The following is a 14049-nucleotide window of genomic DNA, read 5'->3' on the forward strand; positions in this document are numbered from 1 at the left end:
TGAGCTTAACTTGACACCTATGGCAAGATGCCCACCCCACAAGATTGGATAATTTATTTCTTGGAAGTCCCTTACTGAAATAGAACGTAGTCATGCGATCGCTAAATTTCAAGGTAATGACAATCCATTCGTGTTAGATATCACATTAGCAGAACGAGCATACTGTCATTCCTAAAGAGTAGGGGCGCACAGTTAGTTGTGCGCCCCTACTCATGCAATTAAAAAGTGTCATAAATATTCATGGTTGCCATGAAGATCAAAAGTTCACCCAAATTGTATTCGGGACTCTGAATCAGTGGTGGAAGGATGTCACCGCAGTAATTCTTCTACTTGATGTTGGCTCCACAAAGTTCTGTATAAGCCCTGTTGTTGTAAAAGTTCTAAGTGATTTCCGACCTGAATAATTTTTCCCTTTTCCATCACAAAAATTCGGTCAGCCGCCGCCGCCGCTGATAATTGATGGGTAATAAAAATTACTGTTTTTCGCTCTGTACCACTAGAGAGATTTTTGAGGATTTGTGTGGCTGTTTGATTATCCACACTAGAGAGAGCATCATCTAAAATTAACACTGGCGCATTGACCAGCATAGCCCTAGCTAAAGCAGTCCGTTGCCGCTGACCGCCAGAAAGAGTAATACCGCGTTCACCAACAATAGTTTCATATTGCTGGGGAAAATTGTGAATTTCTGATTCAATTTGAGCAAGTTTAGCAACAGATTCTACCTGCTCTTGTTCACCAACTGGGTCACCATAGCGGATATTATTTTTGATTGTGGTGCTAAATAGAAAGCTATCTTGAGGAACGTAGGCGATCGCACCTCGTAAATCTCCCAAAGCTATCTTAGTAATATCCAGCCCATCTAAAAACAATTGTCCTGATTCAATATCCAGCAAACGCGGCAAAGCATTGGCCAAAGTCGATTTTCCCGAACCAATTGCCCCAACAATGGCTACGGTTTCTCCAGGAGCAATGGTAAAGTTAACATTTGCTAAAGCTGGAGTAGTGGAACCAGGGTAATTGTAGGTAAGATTTTTAGCTGTCAGTTCCCCTTTAAGTTCAGCCACTCCTAGATGTATGGCATCGGCTGCATCTTTAATTTTCGGAGTGACAGAGAGAATAGATTCAAGGCGATCGATACTAACTTCACCGCGTTGGTAGGCAGTAATAGTGAATCCTAAAAGGGCCGTGGGGAAAACTAGACGCTCTACATAAATTAATAATGCTAAAAAGTCGCCAACCTGAAGGTTTCCAGAAGACATCCGCGCCGCCCCTAGCCAGATGATCACCAGCGAACTGATATTAGCTAGCCCGCCAATTAGCGGAAACAGCGTATTTCTGATTTTTGCTAGTTCCAGGTTAGCAGTCAATAGCTGCTGATTTTTCTTGGCAAAAGCTCGCCGCTCGTTTGCTTCTTGGGCATAAATTTTAATTAAGGCAATGCCACTGATATCCTCCTGGATGAGTTCGCTGATATCAGAGAGTTGCTCTTGAACTGCTGCTTGTTGTTTGCGTAAGCGATGGCTAAACAGATTCACCAATAAGAACATAAAAGGGTACACTGCCAAGGCGGCTAGTGTGAGATCCACACTAATCGTCAGCATTACTGGCAGTGTCAGGGCGTAGGCAAACAGCGTATTTGCCAAACTCAAGACCGCAAAACCCAACAACCGCTTGATATTGTCCACATCACTGGTAGCGCGATTAATCAAATCGCCAGCAGTATTACTAGCAAAATAAGCAGGTTCGAGCTTGAGTAAATGTTCAAAAATCCGTTGTTTCAGGTCAAATTCTACCTGACGCCCCACCCCAAATAGCCAAATACGGGATGCCATCCGCATTAGCCACATCGCCGAACTGAGCAAGACAATGATCACTACGTAATGTAGTATTTGGTTCCAGTTGAAGGTTGTTGAGAGTTTCTCAACACCAGCACGAATCAACCAAGGGATATAAACGCCCAGTGCATTGACAGACAACAAAGCGAGAATCCCTAAGGACGCCTCTCGCCAATGGGGTCGTAGGTAAGCACTGAGTTTAGCGATTCGTCGAGATTTTGCCATTAAAGCAATTTTGCAACTCTATCATTTTAGATTAACTGCTAGTCCAAGAAGGCAGCTATGTACAGGGAATATTGCTTGTAAATTAACAAGGAAGAATTCAGGAGTCAGTAGCCAGAATTCAGAATTTAATTCTGTGCAACTGTTGAGGCAGCGCGGGAACGGGAGGTTGCTACGCCACTTCAACGGGGGCAATCCCCGCAACAGAGTGGCTTCTCATGAGCGACTGCCTTTAGTTAGCGAGTCTTCTCCCAAAGGGATACGCCAAGGGCGAAGGAGCATCGGTACAAGCCTCACACGTACTTCTACGGGGAAGCAAGCTACGCATAGCTTCTTTGACAGGAGAAGGGTGGATGAACAAAGGGGTTTTTTCCCAGCAAATTTTGAATTTGCTGGTCTTCAAGACGTTCACGGACTCGGTAAGGCTACGTAATCAGTGGGGGATTTAGACCCACCACTGATTGCATTCTGAATTCTGACTTCTTTTTTTACTTTATTACCGCTGAACACGCAAGAACCTGTAAATTTCAACGAGATAACTTTCCCAAGTTCTTGTTGTCAATTGCAACGTTTCTGAATTTGGTACAAAGTCTTCAAGTCGTAAACCGCGTGTGCGAATATCTTGAGGACTTCCTTGTAATAGGTAGGGAGGCACTCTCAAATTATAAGAAAGAATGCTATCCCCAGTCACGTCTGAGATGTTTGCTCCGGTGGTTTGTTGCCCTAATGCCACCAACGTCCCAGATGTTGGTGCAGCAGTTGCTACAGATGTTTCACCTGTCATTGCTAGAGGTGCTCTATAAAGGAAATAGGCGACTGCTGGTGTACTTGCCAACAGCAAAATCGTCAGTGCCCAACCTATCAAGTATCCTCCTGGTTTGTCTATCCCACCTCCTTTGATTTTCTGAGCTGCAAGAATCATCAGTAAAACAGAGGCTCCTAGAGGCTTGAGTGGAAAAGACAGCATCCTCCACAACGACGCCACAGCTGGTTCATTGGGGTTAAGAAATGATAGGGCTACGATTACCAAGATAACGACTAAGATTAATCGCCCGACAAAAGTTCCAGAGGGATAAAATCGCTGGAACAGAGAATATACGATAGTGCCAATCAGCAGCCACAGCAGTACCCGGCTTAGCAATAGAAACATAGATTAACTCTCAAATTTTCTGGTGCGGTGAGCCAGTGTGGTGGTGAGGCAGCCCGCTTTGATCCGGGTTTCCACGCCACTTCGGCAACCGGGAGAACCCCAGCAACGAAGGCAGTGGTTCCCCAAAAGGAACTGCCGTGCATGATTTCCCTGTATAAAACACCTGGCGACTTCTTCGCGATCGCGACGCTAGAAGCGTTACCCGTAAGGGTCAACCTAGAGGTTTCGGGAAATGGATTTATTTGATTGTCAAATTGTAATCGCACTGTTTGACTTAAAATACTTCAAACCTCACACCCAAAGACTACCGTCGTAGTGATTTTAGTGCAATTTTTTGACACTGCGTCTATTATTTATAATTTTCCAGAAGAGTAATGTGGCACCGGTAAACTAAATTAATTGAGTAATCCACTCAAAAGGAAAAACTATGTCGCCTGGAAAGCCTACCATTTTGGTAACGGGAGGAGCTGGATATATTGGTTCCCATACGGTGCTTGCTTTGAAGCAAGCGGGTTATAACGTTGTCATCCTTGATAATCTGGTCTATGGGCATCGTGACCTGGTAGAAAGGGTTTTACAGGTAGAACTGATAGTTGGGGATACAGGCGATCGCGCCTTGCTAGATCACCTATTTAAAACCCACGATATTGCAGCTGTAATGCACTTTTCTGCCTACGCCTACGTAGGAGAATCGGTGACTGACCCAGCCAAATATTACCGGAATAACGTCCTTGGTACTTTCACCCTCTTAGAAGCGATGCTGACGGCATCTGTGAAGAAATTTGTCTTTTCTTCTACTTGTGCCACCTACGGTATACCGGAATTTATACCTATTCCAGAAACCCATCCCCAAAATCCGATTAATCCCTATGGCGCTACGAAGCTAATGGTGGAGCGGATTCTTTCTGATTTTGATGTTGCTTACGGTTTCCAATCAGTGCGTTTCCGCTATTTCAATGCTGCTGGTGCTAATCTCAATGGTTTACTGGGCGAGGATCACAACCCAGAAACCCATTTGATTCCCTTGGTGCTAATGACAGCTTTAGGCAAACGAGAATCTATCTCAATTTTCGGCACTGATTACCCCACGCCCGATGGTACTTGTATTCGTGATTATATTCATGTTAATGATTTAGCAGATGCCCATATTTTGGGATTGGAATATTTATTAAAAGGTGGCGATAGCGAAGTTTTCAATTTGGGCAATGGCAGCGGCTTCTCTGTCAGAGAAGTGATTGCAGCAGCCGAAGCGGTGACAGGAATTTCTATACCAGTCGAAGAACGCGATCGCCGTCCTGGCGATCCTCCAATTCTCATTGGCACTAGCGAGAAAGCTAGAACAATCTTAGGCTGGCAACCTCAGTATCCATCCATCCAAGATATTGTTGCTCATGCATGGCAGTGGCATCAAAAGCGACATAAATAAGAAGGGAATGGGGAATGGGGAATGGGAAAGAATAATAATTATTTGCTTCCCCTGCTTCCCCTGCTCCCTAGTCCCTACTCCCCACTCCCTCTCATGCTTCGTAGTACGACAACTAAGATGCCGATAAATCCGAGGATTGGAAGTGCGATCGCCCAAGTTGGTAATTTTTGAGATTCACCCTCTGCCAAATTACCATTGACATCTCGCAGGTTTCGTGTGTTTTGTGTAGATCCACCTGCGACAGTCACTTCAAATTTGAATTCAAAGGGTTTGAACCTTGCGCCAGAGACTGGTTTACCATTTAGTTGCAACTCATAAATACCTGGCTTGGGAAAGACAACTTCTGCACCTGGGATGCCTTGATAGCGTTCAGCTGCCACAGGTTCTAACTGTGGTTCTAGGAGTGGTGGCTCTCCAGCGGCATAGGGTTCGGCATAAACAGCCAACTGACAATTACACTGTGACAGGGGAATCACCTTTCCACCTCTGCGGGTAAGTGCAAACCAGGCTTGGGAGGCTTCTCCAGCCCGAGGATTATCATTTGGTTCAATGTGGAGAGTGCCACCGACATCTGAAGCTACTTCCACCTTATGAGCAGTAGCAGGGTAAAGATTAGTTATTGATATAACTAAGCAACTCAGGAACAATAAAGTATTTATTGTTCCTTGACTCTTCCAGAAAATACCTTTGAGTGGGTAACGTCTCTGTTTTTGACTCGTTGGAATGGAGCCAGAAAATAAGGATGATTTACCGCGATTTGGTTGGGGGAACATAAAACTTTTCTACGGCTAACTTTGACCAAAAAAAGCGCGATCGCACTAGCAAAACACTGAGAGTAACAATTACCATCAGTACTGCCGCTAATTTATTTCCCCAAGTTGATTGCAAGGAACCCAGGTAATGGGAACCAATCAACACAGTATGAATGGCACTCAAGAGCAAGGCTGGCACACCCAATAGATGAATCTGTCGCCAACGCTTGCCCAAAGATTTTTGCAATGATTCCCAACTCGTAAAAGCGGCGGGGGACATTAATACCAATGCTACAGCACCCGCAGCCATACCCCACTGAAATTCTGGTGGCAGAAAAGAAAAGGCGGCAAAATTCCATTGCAATGAGTGTTCTATCATGTGGGCGGTGTGAACCACAGAAAGCACAAAAGATGCTACGCCCAGCCCCCGGCGGTAACGCAGTGGTGATGCCCACAACCCACTAATAGGACGCGCAATTAGCGCCAAAATTAAGCAGATTAAGGCAGCATGTCCGGTGTAATCTACCATTGTGTCACCAGTCCGCAACAAGGTGATAACGCCAATGGTGAGTGTTACCCAACCGCCTAATCGAAACAACTGACTGCGCCTGTCTTTACTTACCAAAGATGTGGAAACGCCTACACCTAGCATCGTTGGCAGGGTTCCCAAGCCAAAAGCCAGCATAGTTGCCCCACCAATCCAGAAATTGCCAGTTTCAGCAGCTTTAATTTGAGCAGCATACAGGAAACCACAAGGCATTAAACCCCAAGTCATCCCCAAAAGCATTGGTGTCCACCATTTGGTTTTAAAGGAAAGCTTAACCATTCCTGTGCTGAGGCGATCGTGTAAACTACCCTGCAATAGGGGATGTAACACGGGAATGCGCGGTAGCAAATCGGGTTTTACTTGTCCTAAGCCAAACCAGATCAGCATCACGCCAGTTACAATTGCCATCCAGCGCCGGAAGTCGCTACCAACACCCGCTAGCTGTCCACCTTGCAGCAATACCGAACCCAGCGCCCCAATGCCAGCACCGACTAGAGCATAGCTCAACATCCGCCCCAGGTTTAGCAGGATATGAAATTTTAATTGCTGTTGCCAAGTGTCGGACTTTTCTAAGGTTAATGTCCGTCCCAAGGAGGCTGTTTGTGGAATTTTCGGCTGATGAGACAGGGAAAACGCCACTGTTAGAGGGCCACACATCCCAAAGCAATGTCCAAAACTCCCCAGGAACCCCAGAATTGTGATCAGCAACAAATCTACCATAAAAAAAGTCCTGAGTTCTGAGTCATGAGTCCTGAATGTCAGAATAAAGATTTTGAAGAATTAAGAAGACTCTTCTTCTTTGCTCAGTACTCAGTACTCAGCACTCCTCTAGTGCGGAACTTTACGTGAAGTTGCGATCGCTGTCAAAAGACAAAGCGTCAAACTTGATGTTTACTCTAGGGAAGAAAAAAGTAAGAGAGCATGAGTGTAAACACTCATAAAACTCCCTATACGTATGTAAATTCTAAACTAATAAGTTTAGTTTAACAGGATAAACTGTATATTAAAATACTTTAATTTTTGCATAAACTTAAGATAAAAATGACCAATAATCCATTAGCCAATTGATTGGTACATTTCCCTTATGAATCAACTCTTATTTGTTGCATTTTTATTGACTTAAAACTTTTTCAATGATACAAAAAAACAGAGCGAGGTTTTTAAACTTAAGTAAATTAAATTGAATTTTTGAATTAGCAAAAAATTTATCAGATCAGTAAAAGAATCTTTGCTTTCCTCGGATAGAAAATATTTTAAATTAATATTTAATTAAAACTTTAAATATTAATTTTTTAATGTAAATTATAGCCAAAAATAAATAGTTAGATTAATTACAAATTAATCATCTCAATGAAAAATAATAAATCTTAAGTAAATGTATTTAAAGATATCTAAACTTGATCTTATTGAATCAATAAGTAATAACTAAGCCTCAAATAATTTCAATATCGAATAAATATTTTAATCACTCCTAACCAATATTTCTATTTGTACAATTGCTCAAATACATGAGGAAAATATTATGCAAAATACAATTTTAACGGCAGCAATTTTCCTGTTTTCATTCATGTTTACACTGAAGGCAGAAGCTGCTGATTTTGAGCAGATTTATGTGTTTGGTGATAGTTTTTCTGATGATGGTAATTTTTACAAGATCACAAAAAGTGAATTGGGTATAGGTATTCCTCCCCAACCTTACAAAGATGGACGTTTTTCTAATGGGCCAGTCTGGGTGGAATATCTTGTACAAGATATGGGCTTAAATCCCTCTAGCAGTACTAACTTTGCTGTTGGTGGTGCTAAATCTGGGTTATATAACGTTACTCTACCTCCTGTACCTAGCTTATATTTAACAGGAGTCTTGTCTCAGATTAATAAATTTACAACAGTCAATAAGTCGGTTAACCCAAATGCACTTTATATCTTGTGGGGCGGTACAAATGATTTTCTTTATTCTAAAAGTGCTGTAAATCCCAGCCAGTCAGTTACAAACATATCAACAGCAGTGCGTGCCCTTGCCACTGTTGGGGCTAAAAATATCCTGGTAGCTAATTTACTCAATTTGGGGGACTTACCAGGTACAAGAAATAGTCAAACCTCCATACAACTCAACGATTCGGTCACTGAATATAATGCCGAGTTAAGTAAAAGCCTCAATTCTTTAAGCCAACAACTAAATAACGTAAACATCATTTTTTTTGATGTTAATTATTTATTTAAACAAATTTTCGCTAATTCTAAACAATATGGTTTTACAAACGTGCTCGACTCTTGTTTAGGAAACTCAGTTTTAATAACCATACCTGCTTCTCCTCCATCATTTGAGTGTAAGACTAACCCAAACAGGTTCTTGTTCTGGGACAGCATCCATCCTACAACTACTGGTCATAAAGTTATAGCGGAATATGCAGCTTCAGTATTAAAATCTCAATCTATGTTGAAATCTTTTAAAAAATTAGGAACATCTAGAAAATAGAATTATTGCATAAATACTGAAATTGTCATGTTGAGCGGAGCAAAACATCTGCTTATAGCAACTGAAGGATTTCTCGTGCAGAGTTAAAGGAGGTTGAAAAAGTCACTTATGCAGTAAAAAAGCTCTCAGGGCATAAGCTGTCAATTCGTAGATACAGCACTATTGAGAGCTATATTTCCTCGGACTAGGTGGAAGTAAGAGAACAATTTCAGGGGACACAGAGCAACAAAAAACTACTGAGACTTTATTAGAAAATTTTGATCGAGATAGCGGATTAATTCATTCTGATTGGGGATTCGCGCTACCCTAAGTCTGAAAGCCAAGGAAAAATGACATGAGAAAATGGATTTGGCTGATGCTGTTGGTGTTGATAGCAGTTGCTGTGGTTGGTAGCAGAGGTAGTACGTTTTTTGAACAGCGTCCCTCACCAGCAATTGTTGAGCGCATTCCAGTGGAAACACCCCAACCACAGCCACAGTCAAAGAAAGTTGACAGTGCGCCGCAAGTGTCTACTGACAAGTTGTTAACCCATATCCAAAAGTTGAATTTTCAGCGCTACACAACAAAAGAGCGATCGCTTACTCGCACTTATATCACAACTGAACTGAGAAAATTAGGTTGGAAGCCGAAATTAGAAAACTTCTCTGACGGTGTGAATATTTTTGCCGAACGTGTAGGAACTAACAAAGCTGCGAAAGCAATTCTCGTAGGAGCGCATTACGACACAGTTGCCTTATCCCCTGGTGCTGATGATAACGCCAGTGGTGTAGCTGTAGTGCTGGAAGTAGCCCGATTGCTTGGTTCCCGTTCCACACCACGGACGTTACAGCTAGCTTTTTTTGACAAAGAGGAAGCAGGACTTTTGGGTAGTCAGGCTTTCATTAGCAAGACAGCACGCTTACAAAACTTGAGCGGAGCGATCGTTATGGATATGGTCGGTTATGCTTGTTACACTCGTGGGTGTCAAAAATACCCTGCCGGATTGCCGATTACCCCACCTAGCGATAAGGGCGACTTTTTGGCAGTAGTCGGTGATACAGAACATTTGCCTTTACTGAATGCCTTTCAAAACTCACAGAACATCCCCTCAATCGCCCTGAATAAACAGCAATCAAATCTACCACCAGTTCTGACACTGCCGATTCCTCTAAAAGGTTTACTGACACCCGATACCCTACGCAGCGACCATGCACCATTTTGGTATCAGGGTGTAGGTGCTGTGCTGGTGACAGATACCGCAAATTTACGTACTCCCCACTATCATAAACCTAGCGATGTTCCGGCGACTATCGAGCGATCGTTCTTCACAGGAGCAGCACAGATTGTGGTCAATGCTACTACTGCCTTGTTAGAGAAGACCGAAGTTTTAGAAACTCAACCATCAAGCTGACTTATGAATTATGTTCACTAGTGTTTAGTTCAGGGAAAGTCAACGTCCAGTTCTGTTTATCATTGAGGTTGAAGTACAAACCTTGGAAAATCAGCCGCAGAGCTATTCGAGTTCTAATAAACTTCCTCACCAGATAAGTGCCTGGTTCAGCAAAGATATCATTAAAGTTTTTTTTATCACCAAATTGTTTTGAACAGTAACTCCCAGCACCTTGGACTGTCACCACAAAAAATGGAGATTGTTTGTATTCTTCAGGAATCATAAAGATTCCATATACATGGTGACGACCACGCCACGGCTGAACAATAACCTTAGTAGCATGTACTTGAAATTTTTTAGTTTTTGATGCGAGAAAAGCCTCGATATTGCAATCAGAATCATTCACAGGCGACCATAGTGTAATAATACTCAGGGAGAGCAGCAAAATTAAAATATAGCGGAGTCTGCGACGCATAAAGCCAAGAAAAATTTTTGATGCGGCTGGTAGAATTTGATGAGTAATAATAGTGCAGCTACAGCAGTAAGACTATCCACCTGCAACACCTCTGCAACACGTTCTAAAAGGCAAAGACAAAACATTAATCTGTCGTTAAACTTTCCTGTTAGAAGAACTTATAGTCGCTCAATTTCCGATTTTAGATTTTAGATTGACTCCATATATAAATTTAGTTGCTCTGAATAAAGAATTTTGGATTGTCACTGTTACAGTATTAAACCTACCTGAGAAACAATCTGGCTTTTGTGGCTGTTAACACTGATTTATCCTCAAATTTTTAGTTGTGATAAATCCTACAATTCGTTGCTTTTGTTATGCTTTTGATGTGGTTCTGTTTGCAGCAGCAGATACTTTCAGGAGATCAGGGCGTAGGCGTAGCCCGTCGTAGACATCGCCATCAAGTTCAGAAAAAATCTACTTTTATTTCTAGGGAATTAATGGGGTAGTCAAATACACAAATATCCGTTATATTCCCGTAAGTAACACTTGGTATAAATATTTATGGGAATAAGTTGGGGAAGTCTGAAGACAGTGGCGGGTTTCTTTGGCGCGATTGTACTTACACAGTTTGGGGCAAATACTTCGGCAATTGCGGCTGACACTGTTGTTGTGCGTTTGGGTTTATTTACAGAATCCATCTCCCTGGCTGAGTTGCAAAATGCTGCAAAAACTGGGGAATTGCCTGGGAGTTTACAGTCTTACACTAAAGGATTATCTGAACAACAACGCCGCGTCTTCTTAGGGGCGCTGGGCATGAATATACCGATGAATGTTGTCACACTTGATAGGTTAATTAATACTCAGATTGGCACAACTATTCTCAATGACTTTGCTACGGCCTTAGCGCGAAAGGACAAAGCTGGGGTACAAGCACTGAGAGCAGGATTGATATTAGGCTCTACTGCTCCGCAGGGTCTTTCTATACTGAGTTTTATCGCCGCTTATCCTAGTAAACGCCTAGAAATTAATTTGCCACAGGCTTTTATAGTTGCAGGGAATTTGAATACAGCTTTTTGGCGGACTCAGCAATTTATGCTAGCGATCGCTCCCCAACTCGACCCCAAAACACCGCAGATTGCTTTCCCTTTTGATCCCAGCCAACCAGGAAGCGCCCAAGTAAAAATACTCAACCTAAGCCTGAATGACCAAAAGCGCGATCGTAAAATTCCAGTTGATGTTTACTGGTCAACTGCTGCAAATCCTAATAAACCCGTAATTGTCTTTTCTCATGGCTTTGGGTCAGTCCGCACAGACTTGCGTTACCTAGCAGAACATCTAGCATCCCACGGTTATGTAGTAGCAGCTTTAGAACATCCCGGTAGTAATGAGGCAAATACTAACTTGGCATTACAAGGTAAAACCAGAATTGTAAAGCCTCAAGAGTTTTTGTATCGTCCTCAAGATATTAGTTTTGTCCTCGACGAATTAGAAAAGCTCAACCAAACGGCTAATCATCCCCTGCAAGGGAAAGTTGCAACCACGAACGCGATGGTTGTTGGCTATTCTTTTGGTGGTGGTACAGCTTTAGCACTTGCTGGAGCCGAGTTACAACTCGAACATCTCAAACAACGCTGCAAAAAGAACTTGACTATCTTGAGTCTGGCAGAAGGTATGCAGTGCATCGCTGAAGAACTGCCAGAAAATAGCTATCAACTACGAGATACCAGAATAAAACAGGCGATCGCTCTTAATCCAACAACTTCTCTGATTTTTGGCGAAACTGGGTTAACTAAGATACAAGTTCCTACCCTAGTGTTAGCAGGTTCCGCAGATAAAACCACTCCAGCTTTAACTGAACAGATTGTGGGATTTGACAAAATTCCATCCCCCAAATGGCTAGTTGGTATAGTTGGGGGTACTCATCTAAGTGTAAAAGACCCCAGCACCACTTTGGATCAGGTAGGACAACCGAATACACCGATCAGTGGCGGTGAAGTTGTGGGTGAACAAGCCGCTGATGTTCGTAAGTACGTTAAAGCTATAGCTTTGGCCTTTGCTGCACAGATGACTCCAGAAGCTAAAAATTATGCTGTCTTTTTGACATCAGATTATGCCCAGTTTGCTTCAACTCCCGCATTCCCATTTCGCCTAATTACGCAGATTCCTCCTGATGCTATGGCTGTGGTGAAAGAATTTGTTGGGAAATAAGGGACTTCCAATTAAACAGATATCCAATTTTGTGAGTAGCTTGCTTAAGGGTAGGGGTATGGAGAACGACAGAAGTTGCCGCTTATTCTGCCTCCCCTACGATTTATAAATTATTGACCTGGTAAACTTACCACTGACGCCGCTGATCAACTTGGACTTATTTTTTAATATTTCACTTAGACGAAGTTATACCTGCTTGATAACAAATGTATAGCTGCTGTTAAGGGGATACTAAATTTTTACAGTAAAAATAAATATTAGACATAAACTTTATAATATATTCGTTAAAAATAATAGAAACTTAAAATTGTAAAAAAAGTAGGTGCATCTGCTGGATAATACATATGTATTCTAGCGAAAATACAAAAAATAAATGAACTAAATTCCTTTAAATTCATAAAAAGGCTAGAGAGTTTTTTTCTGCTATAAACCAGAGAGCAACCTAAAATACTAAATGTCAAGGCGGGTTTTGCTTGTTTAGATAATAATTAGTTTCACAAACATCATATTGTAAAAATAATTTTGGATTCAGAATTAAACAATTACTTCATTTCACTCAAGCCCATGCAACTCTATACAACTCGTGAAATCGAACAACTCCAGCAGCATCAAGACCTTCCTTGCTTAATTGAAATTATTGAGTGGGTGAAAAATTTTTTAGGAAGACCTCATCCTAACTTAGGAAGACCTGGCGCAGTTTGCCCTTTTGTACCTTTATCTCTCAAGTCAAATAGTATTCGTCTGGCAGTTATTCACACAAAAGATTTGTATCCAGAACAATTAGCAGAAGTTGTTGGACGCTACCGAGATATATTTCTTGAGATGGATGTTAAAGAGCAGGAATTGGCAATTAATAAAGCTTTTTTACTTATCTTTCCTGACATTCATATAGAAGACGCTCCTAAACTGATAGATAGTGTCCAACAACAACTTAAACCTTTATTTGTTGAGTCAGGATTGATGATAGGAGAATTTCATAAACGGAATGAAAGTCCTGGTCTGCACAACCCAAACTTTCGTCCACTTCGTAGCCCTATTCCGTTGTTGGCTATCCGGTTTATGGTTGAAGCTGACCTCCCCTTTCTTCAGAGTCCGGCTGATCCGCACTTACGTATTCGGTATCTCGAAGCTTATTTAAAGCGTTTTGGTCATAAATTTACAGATGAAACAAAGTTTAAAAATGCTCATCAAGCATTGGCTTTAGCAAAAGAACAACTTCAACAAGAAAATTTACTGAGTTATTGTATGTAGAACCCATTTGACATCTTTTATTGTATAGGAATCGTACTTGAATCTTGCTAAGTATACTGAGAAATAAACCTTTGTATGGCAAGCTTCTAGCCAATTTGGTTTTTCAGAAATCAAATATGAGTCCTATATTAATGTAAGGTAATGGCAAAAGCCGAATCCAGTTACTATGTCGTATTCCAATAGCCTAACCGACGAAGAATGGGAAATTATTGAACTTCACTCACTGCACCAAAACAAATGTATCTGATGATGTGGGTTTACTTGAGATGTTGATTCAAAACATTGATTACAGCACTTCCAGGTGTTACGAGGTACAATAACAGCAATTAGCAAACCAGTTTTTTAAATGTTGAGG

General features: G+C 41.7%; 12 protein-coding genes. 7 read left to right on the top strand and 5 right to left on the bottom strand.

All coding sequences use genetic code 11. From position 1 onward, the window contains the following. Positions 1-309: 309 nt before the first annotated feature. On the bottom strand, positions 310-2061 hold the full coding sequence (locus tag HWQ44_RS14285) for an ABC transporter ATP-binding protein (RefSeq protein WP_292719567.1): 1752 nt from the start codon (positions 2059-2061) through the stop codon (positions 310-312). Positions 2062-2194: 133 nt separating this feature from the next. On the opposite strand from HWQ44_RS14285, the gene HWQ44_RS14290 reads away from it, so the two are divergent. After that, the gene (locus HWQ44_RS14290) at positions 2195-2491 is read left to right on the top strand and encodes a hypothetical protein (protein WP_292719569.1); all 297 of its coding nucleotides are present in this window, start codon (positions 2195-2197) and stop codon (positions 2489-2491) included. 63 nt (positions 2492-2554) lie between these two features. Here the strand turns inward: HWQ44_RS14290 and HWQ44_RS14295 are convergent, their stop codons facing one another. Beyond that, positions 2555-3208, bottom strand: coding sequence for a hypothetical protein (locus HWQ44_RS14295; protein ID WP_292719571.1), 654 nt, complete (start codon positions 3206-3208; stop codon positions 2555-2557). Between the two features lie 27 nt (positions 3209-3235). Here HWQ44_RS14295 and HWQ44_RS14300 point away from each other — a divergent pair, with 27 nt between their 5' ends. Next, positions 3236-3454 carry a hypothetical protein gene (locus HWQ44_RS14300; protein ID WP_292719573.1) on the top strand — a complete coding sequence of 73 codons (219 nt, stop codon included), beginning with the start codon at positions 3236-3238 and terminating at the stop codon, positions 3452-3454. A 181-nt stretch (positions 3455-3635) separates the two neighbouring features. Further along, positions 3636-4634 carry a UDP-glucose 4-epimerase GalE gene (gene galE, locus HWQ44_RS14305; protein ID WP_292719575.1) on the top strand — a complete coding sequence of 333 codons (999 nt, stop codon included), beginning with the start codon at positions 3636-3638 and terminating at the stop codon, positions 4632-4634. Between the two features lie 74 nt (positions 4635-4708). Here galE and HWQ44_RS14310 read toward each other — a convergent pair whose 3' ends face one another. Further along, complete coding sequence (locus tag HWQ44_RS14310; RefSeq protein ID WP_292719577.1) at positions 4709-5407, bottom strand: hypothetical protein; 699 nt, start codon at positions 5405-5407, stop codon at positions 4709-4711. Further along, positions 5382-6653 carry a sulfite exporter TauE/SafE family protein gene (locus HWQ44_RS14315; RefSeq protein WP_292719579.1) on the bottom strand — a complete coding sequence of 424 codons (1272 nt, stop codon included), beginning with the start codon at positions 6651-6653 and terminating at the stop codon, positions 5382-5384. Before HWQ44_RS14315 ends, HWQ44_RS14310 begins: the two co-directional genes overlap by 26 nt. An 802-nt stretch (positions 6654-7455) precedes the next feature. Between HWQ44_RS14315 and HWQ44_RS14320 the strand changes: the two genes are divergently transcribed. After that, the gene (locus tag HWQ44_RS14320) at positions 7456-8409 is read left to right on the top strand and encodes an SGNH/GDSL hydrolase family protein (protein ID WP_292719581.1); all 954 of its coding nucleotides are present in this window, start codon (positions 7456-7458) and stop codon (positions 8407-8409) included. Positions 8410-8743: 334 nt separating this feature from the next. After that, positions 8744-9799 carry a M28 family peptidase gene (locus HWQ44_RS14325; protein ID WP_292719583.1) on the top strand — a complete coding sequence of 352 codons (1056 nt, stop codon included), beginning with the start codon at positions 8744-8746 and terminating at the stop codon, positions 9797-9799. A 1-nt stretch (position 9800) separates the two neighbouring features. On the opposite strand, the gene HWQ44_RS14330 is transcribed toward HWQ44_RS14325, so the two are convergent. Beyond that, positions 9801-10253, bottom strand: a complete 453-nt coding sequence (locus HWQ44_RS14330) for a hypothetical protein (RefSeq protein ID WP_292719585.1) — start codon at positions 10251-10253, stop codon at positions 9801-9803. Positions 10254-10796: 543 nt separating this feature from the next. Here HWQ44_RS14330 and HWQ44_RS14335 point away from each other — a divergent pair. Both HWQ44_RS14335 and HWQ44_RS14340 read left to right on the top strand, forming a co-directional pair. After that, entirely contained in the window at positions 10797-12443 is a 1647-nt protein-coding gene (locus HWQ44_RS14335) for an alpha/beta hydrolase (protein ID WP_292719587.1), read from the top strand. A gap of 564 nt (positions 12444-13007) precedes the next feature. Beyond that, entirely contained in the window at positions 13008-13694 is a 687-nt protein-coding gene (locus HWQ44_RS14340; protein WP_292719589.1) for a DUF6875 domain-containing protein, read from the top strand. Positions 13695-14049: the final 355 nt, after the last annotated feature.

The sequence above is a fragment of the Nostoc sp. JL34 genome, assembly GCF_017114945.1.
GTDB lineage: Bacteria > Cyanobacteriota > Cyanobacteriia > Cyanobacteriales > Nostocaceae > Nostoc.

What these genes read in the sequence shown, in the direction of transcription:
- HWQ44_RS14310 (WP_292719577.1), bottom strand. Translation starts at nt 5,407, where the DNA reads ATGTTCCCCCAACCAAATCGCGGTAAATCATCCTTATTTTCTGGCTCC.
- HWQ44_RS14285 (WP_292719567.1), bottom strand. Translation starts at nt 2,061, where the DNA reads ATGGCAAAATCTCGACGAATCGCTAAACTCAGTGCTTACCTACGACCC.
- HWQ44_RS14330 (WP_292719585.1), bottom strand. Translation starts at nt 10,253, where the DNA reads ATGCGTCGCAGACTCCGCTATATTTTAATTTTGCTGCTCTCCCTGAGT.
- HWQ44_RS14320 (WP_292719581.1), top strand. Translation starts at nt 7,456, where the DNA reads ATGCAAAATACAATTTTAACGGCAGCAATTTTCCTGTTTTCATTCATG.
- HWQ44_RS14340 (WP_292719589.1), top strand. Translation starts at nt 13,008, where the DNA reads ATGCAACTCTATACAACTCGTGAAATCGAACAACTCCAGCAGCATCAA.
- HWQ44_RS14325 (WP_292719583.1), top strand. Translation starts at nt 8,744, where the DNA reads ATGAGAAAATGGATTTGGCTGATGCTGTTGGTGTTGATAGCAGTTGCT.
- galE (WP_292719575.1), top strand. Translation starts at nt 3,636, where the DNA reads ATGTCGCCTGGAAAGCCTACCATTTTGGTAACGGGAGGAGCTGGATAT.
- HWQ44_RS14315 (WP_292719579.1), bottom strand. Translation starts at nt 6,653, where the DNA reads ATGGTAGATTTGTTGCTGATCACAATTCTGGGGTTCCTGGGGAGTTTT.
- HWQ44_RS14295 (WP_292719571.1), bottom strand. Translation starts at nt 3,208, where the DNA reads ATGTTTCTATTGCTAAGCCGGGTACTGCTGTGGCTGCTGATTGGCACT.
- HWQ44_RS14335 (WP_292719587.1), top strand. Translation starts at nt 10,797, where the DNA reads ATGGGAATAAGTTGGGGAAGTCTGAAGACAGTGGCGGGTTTCTTTGGC.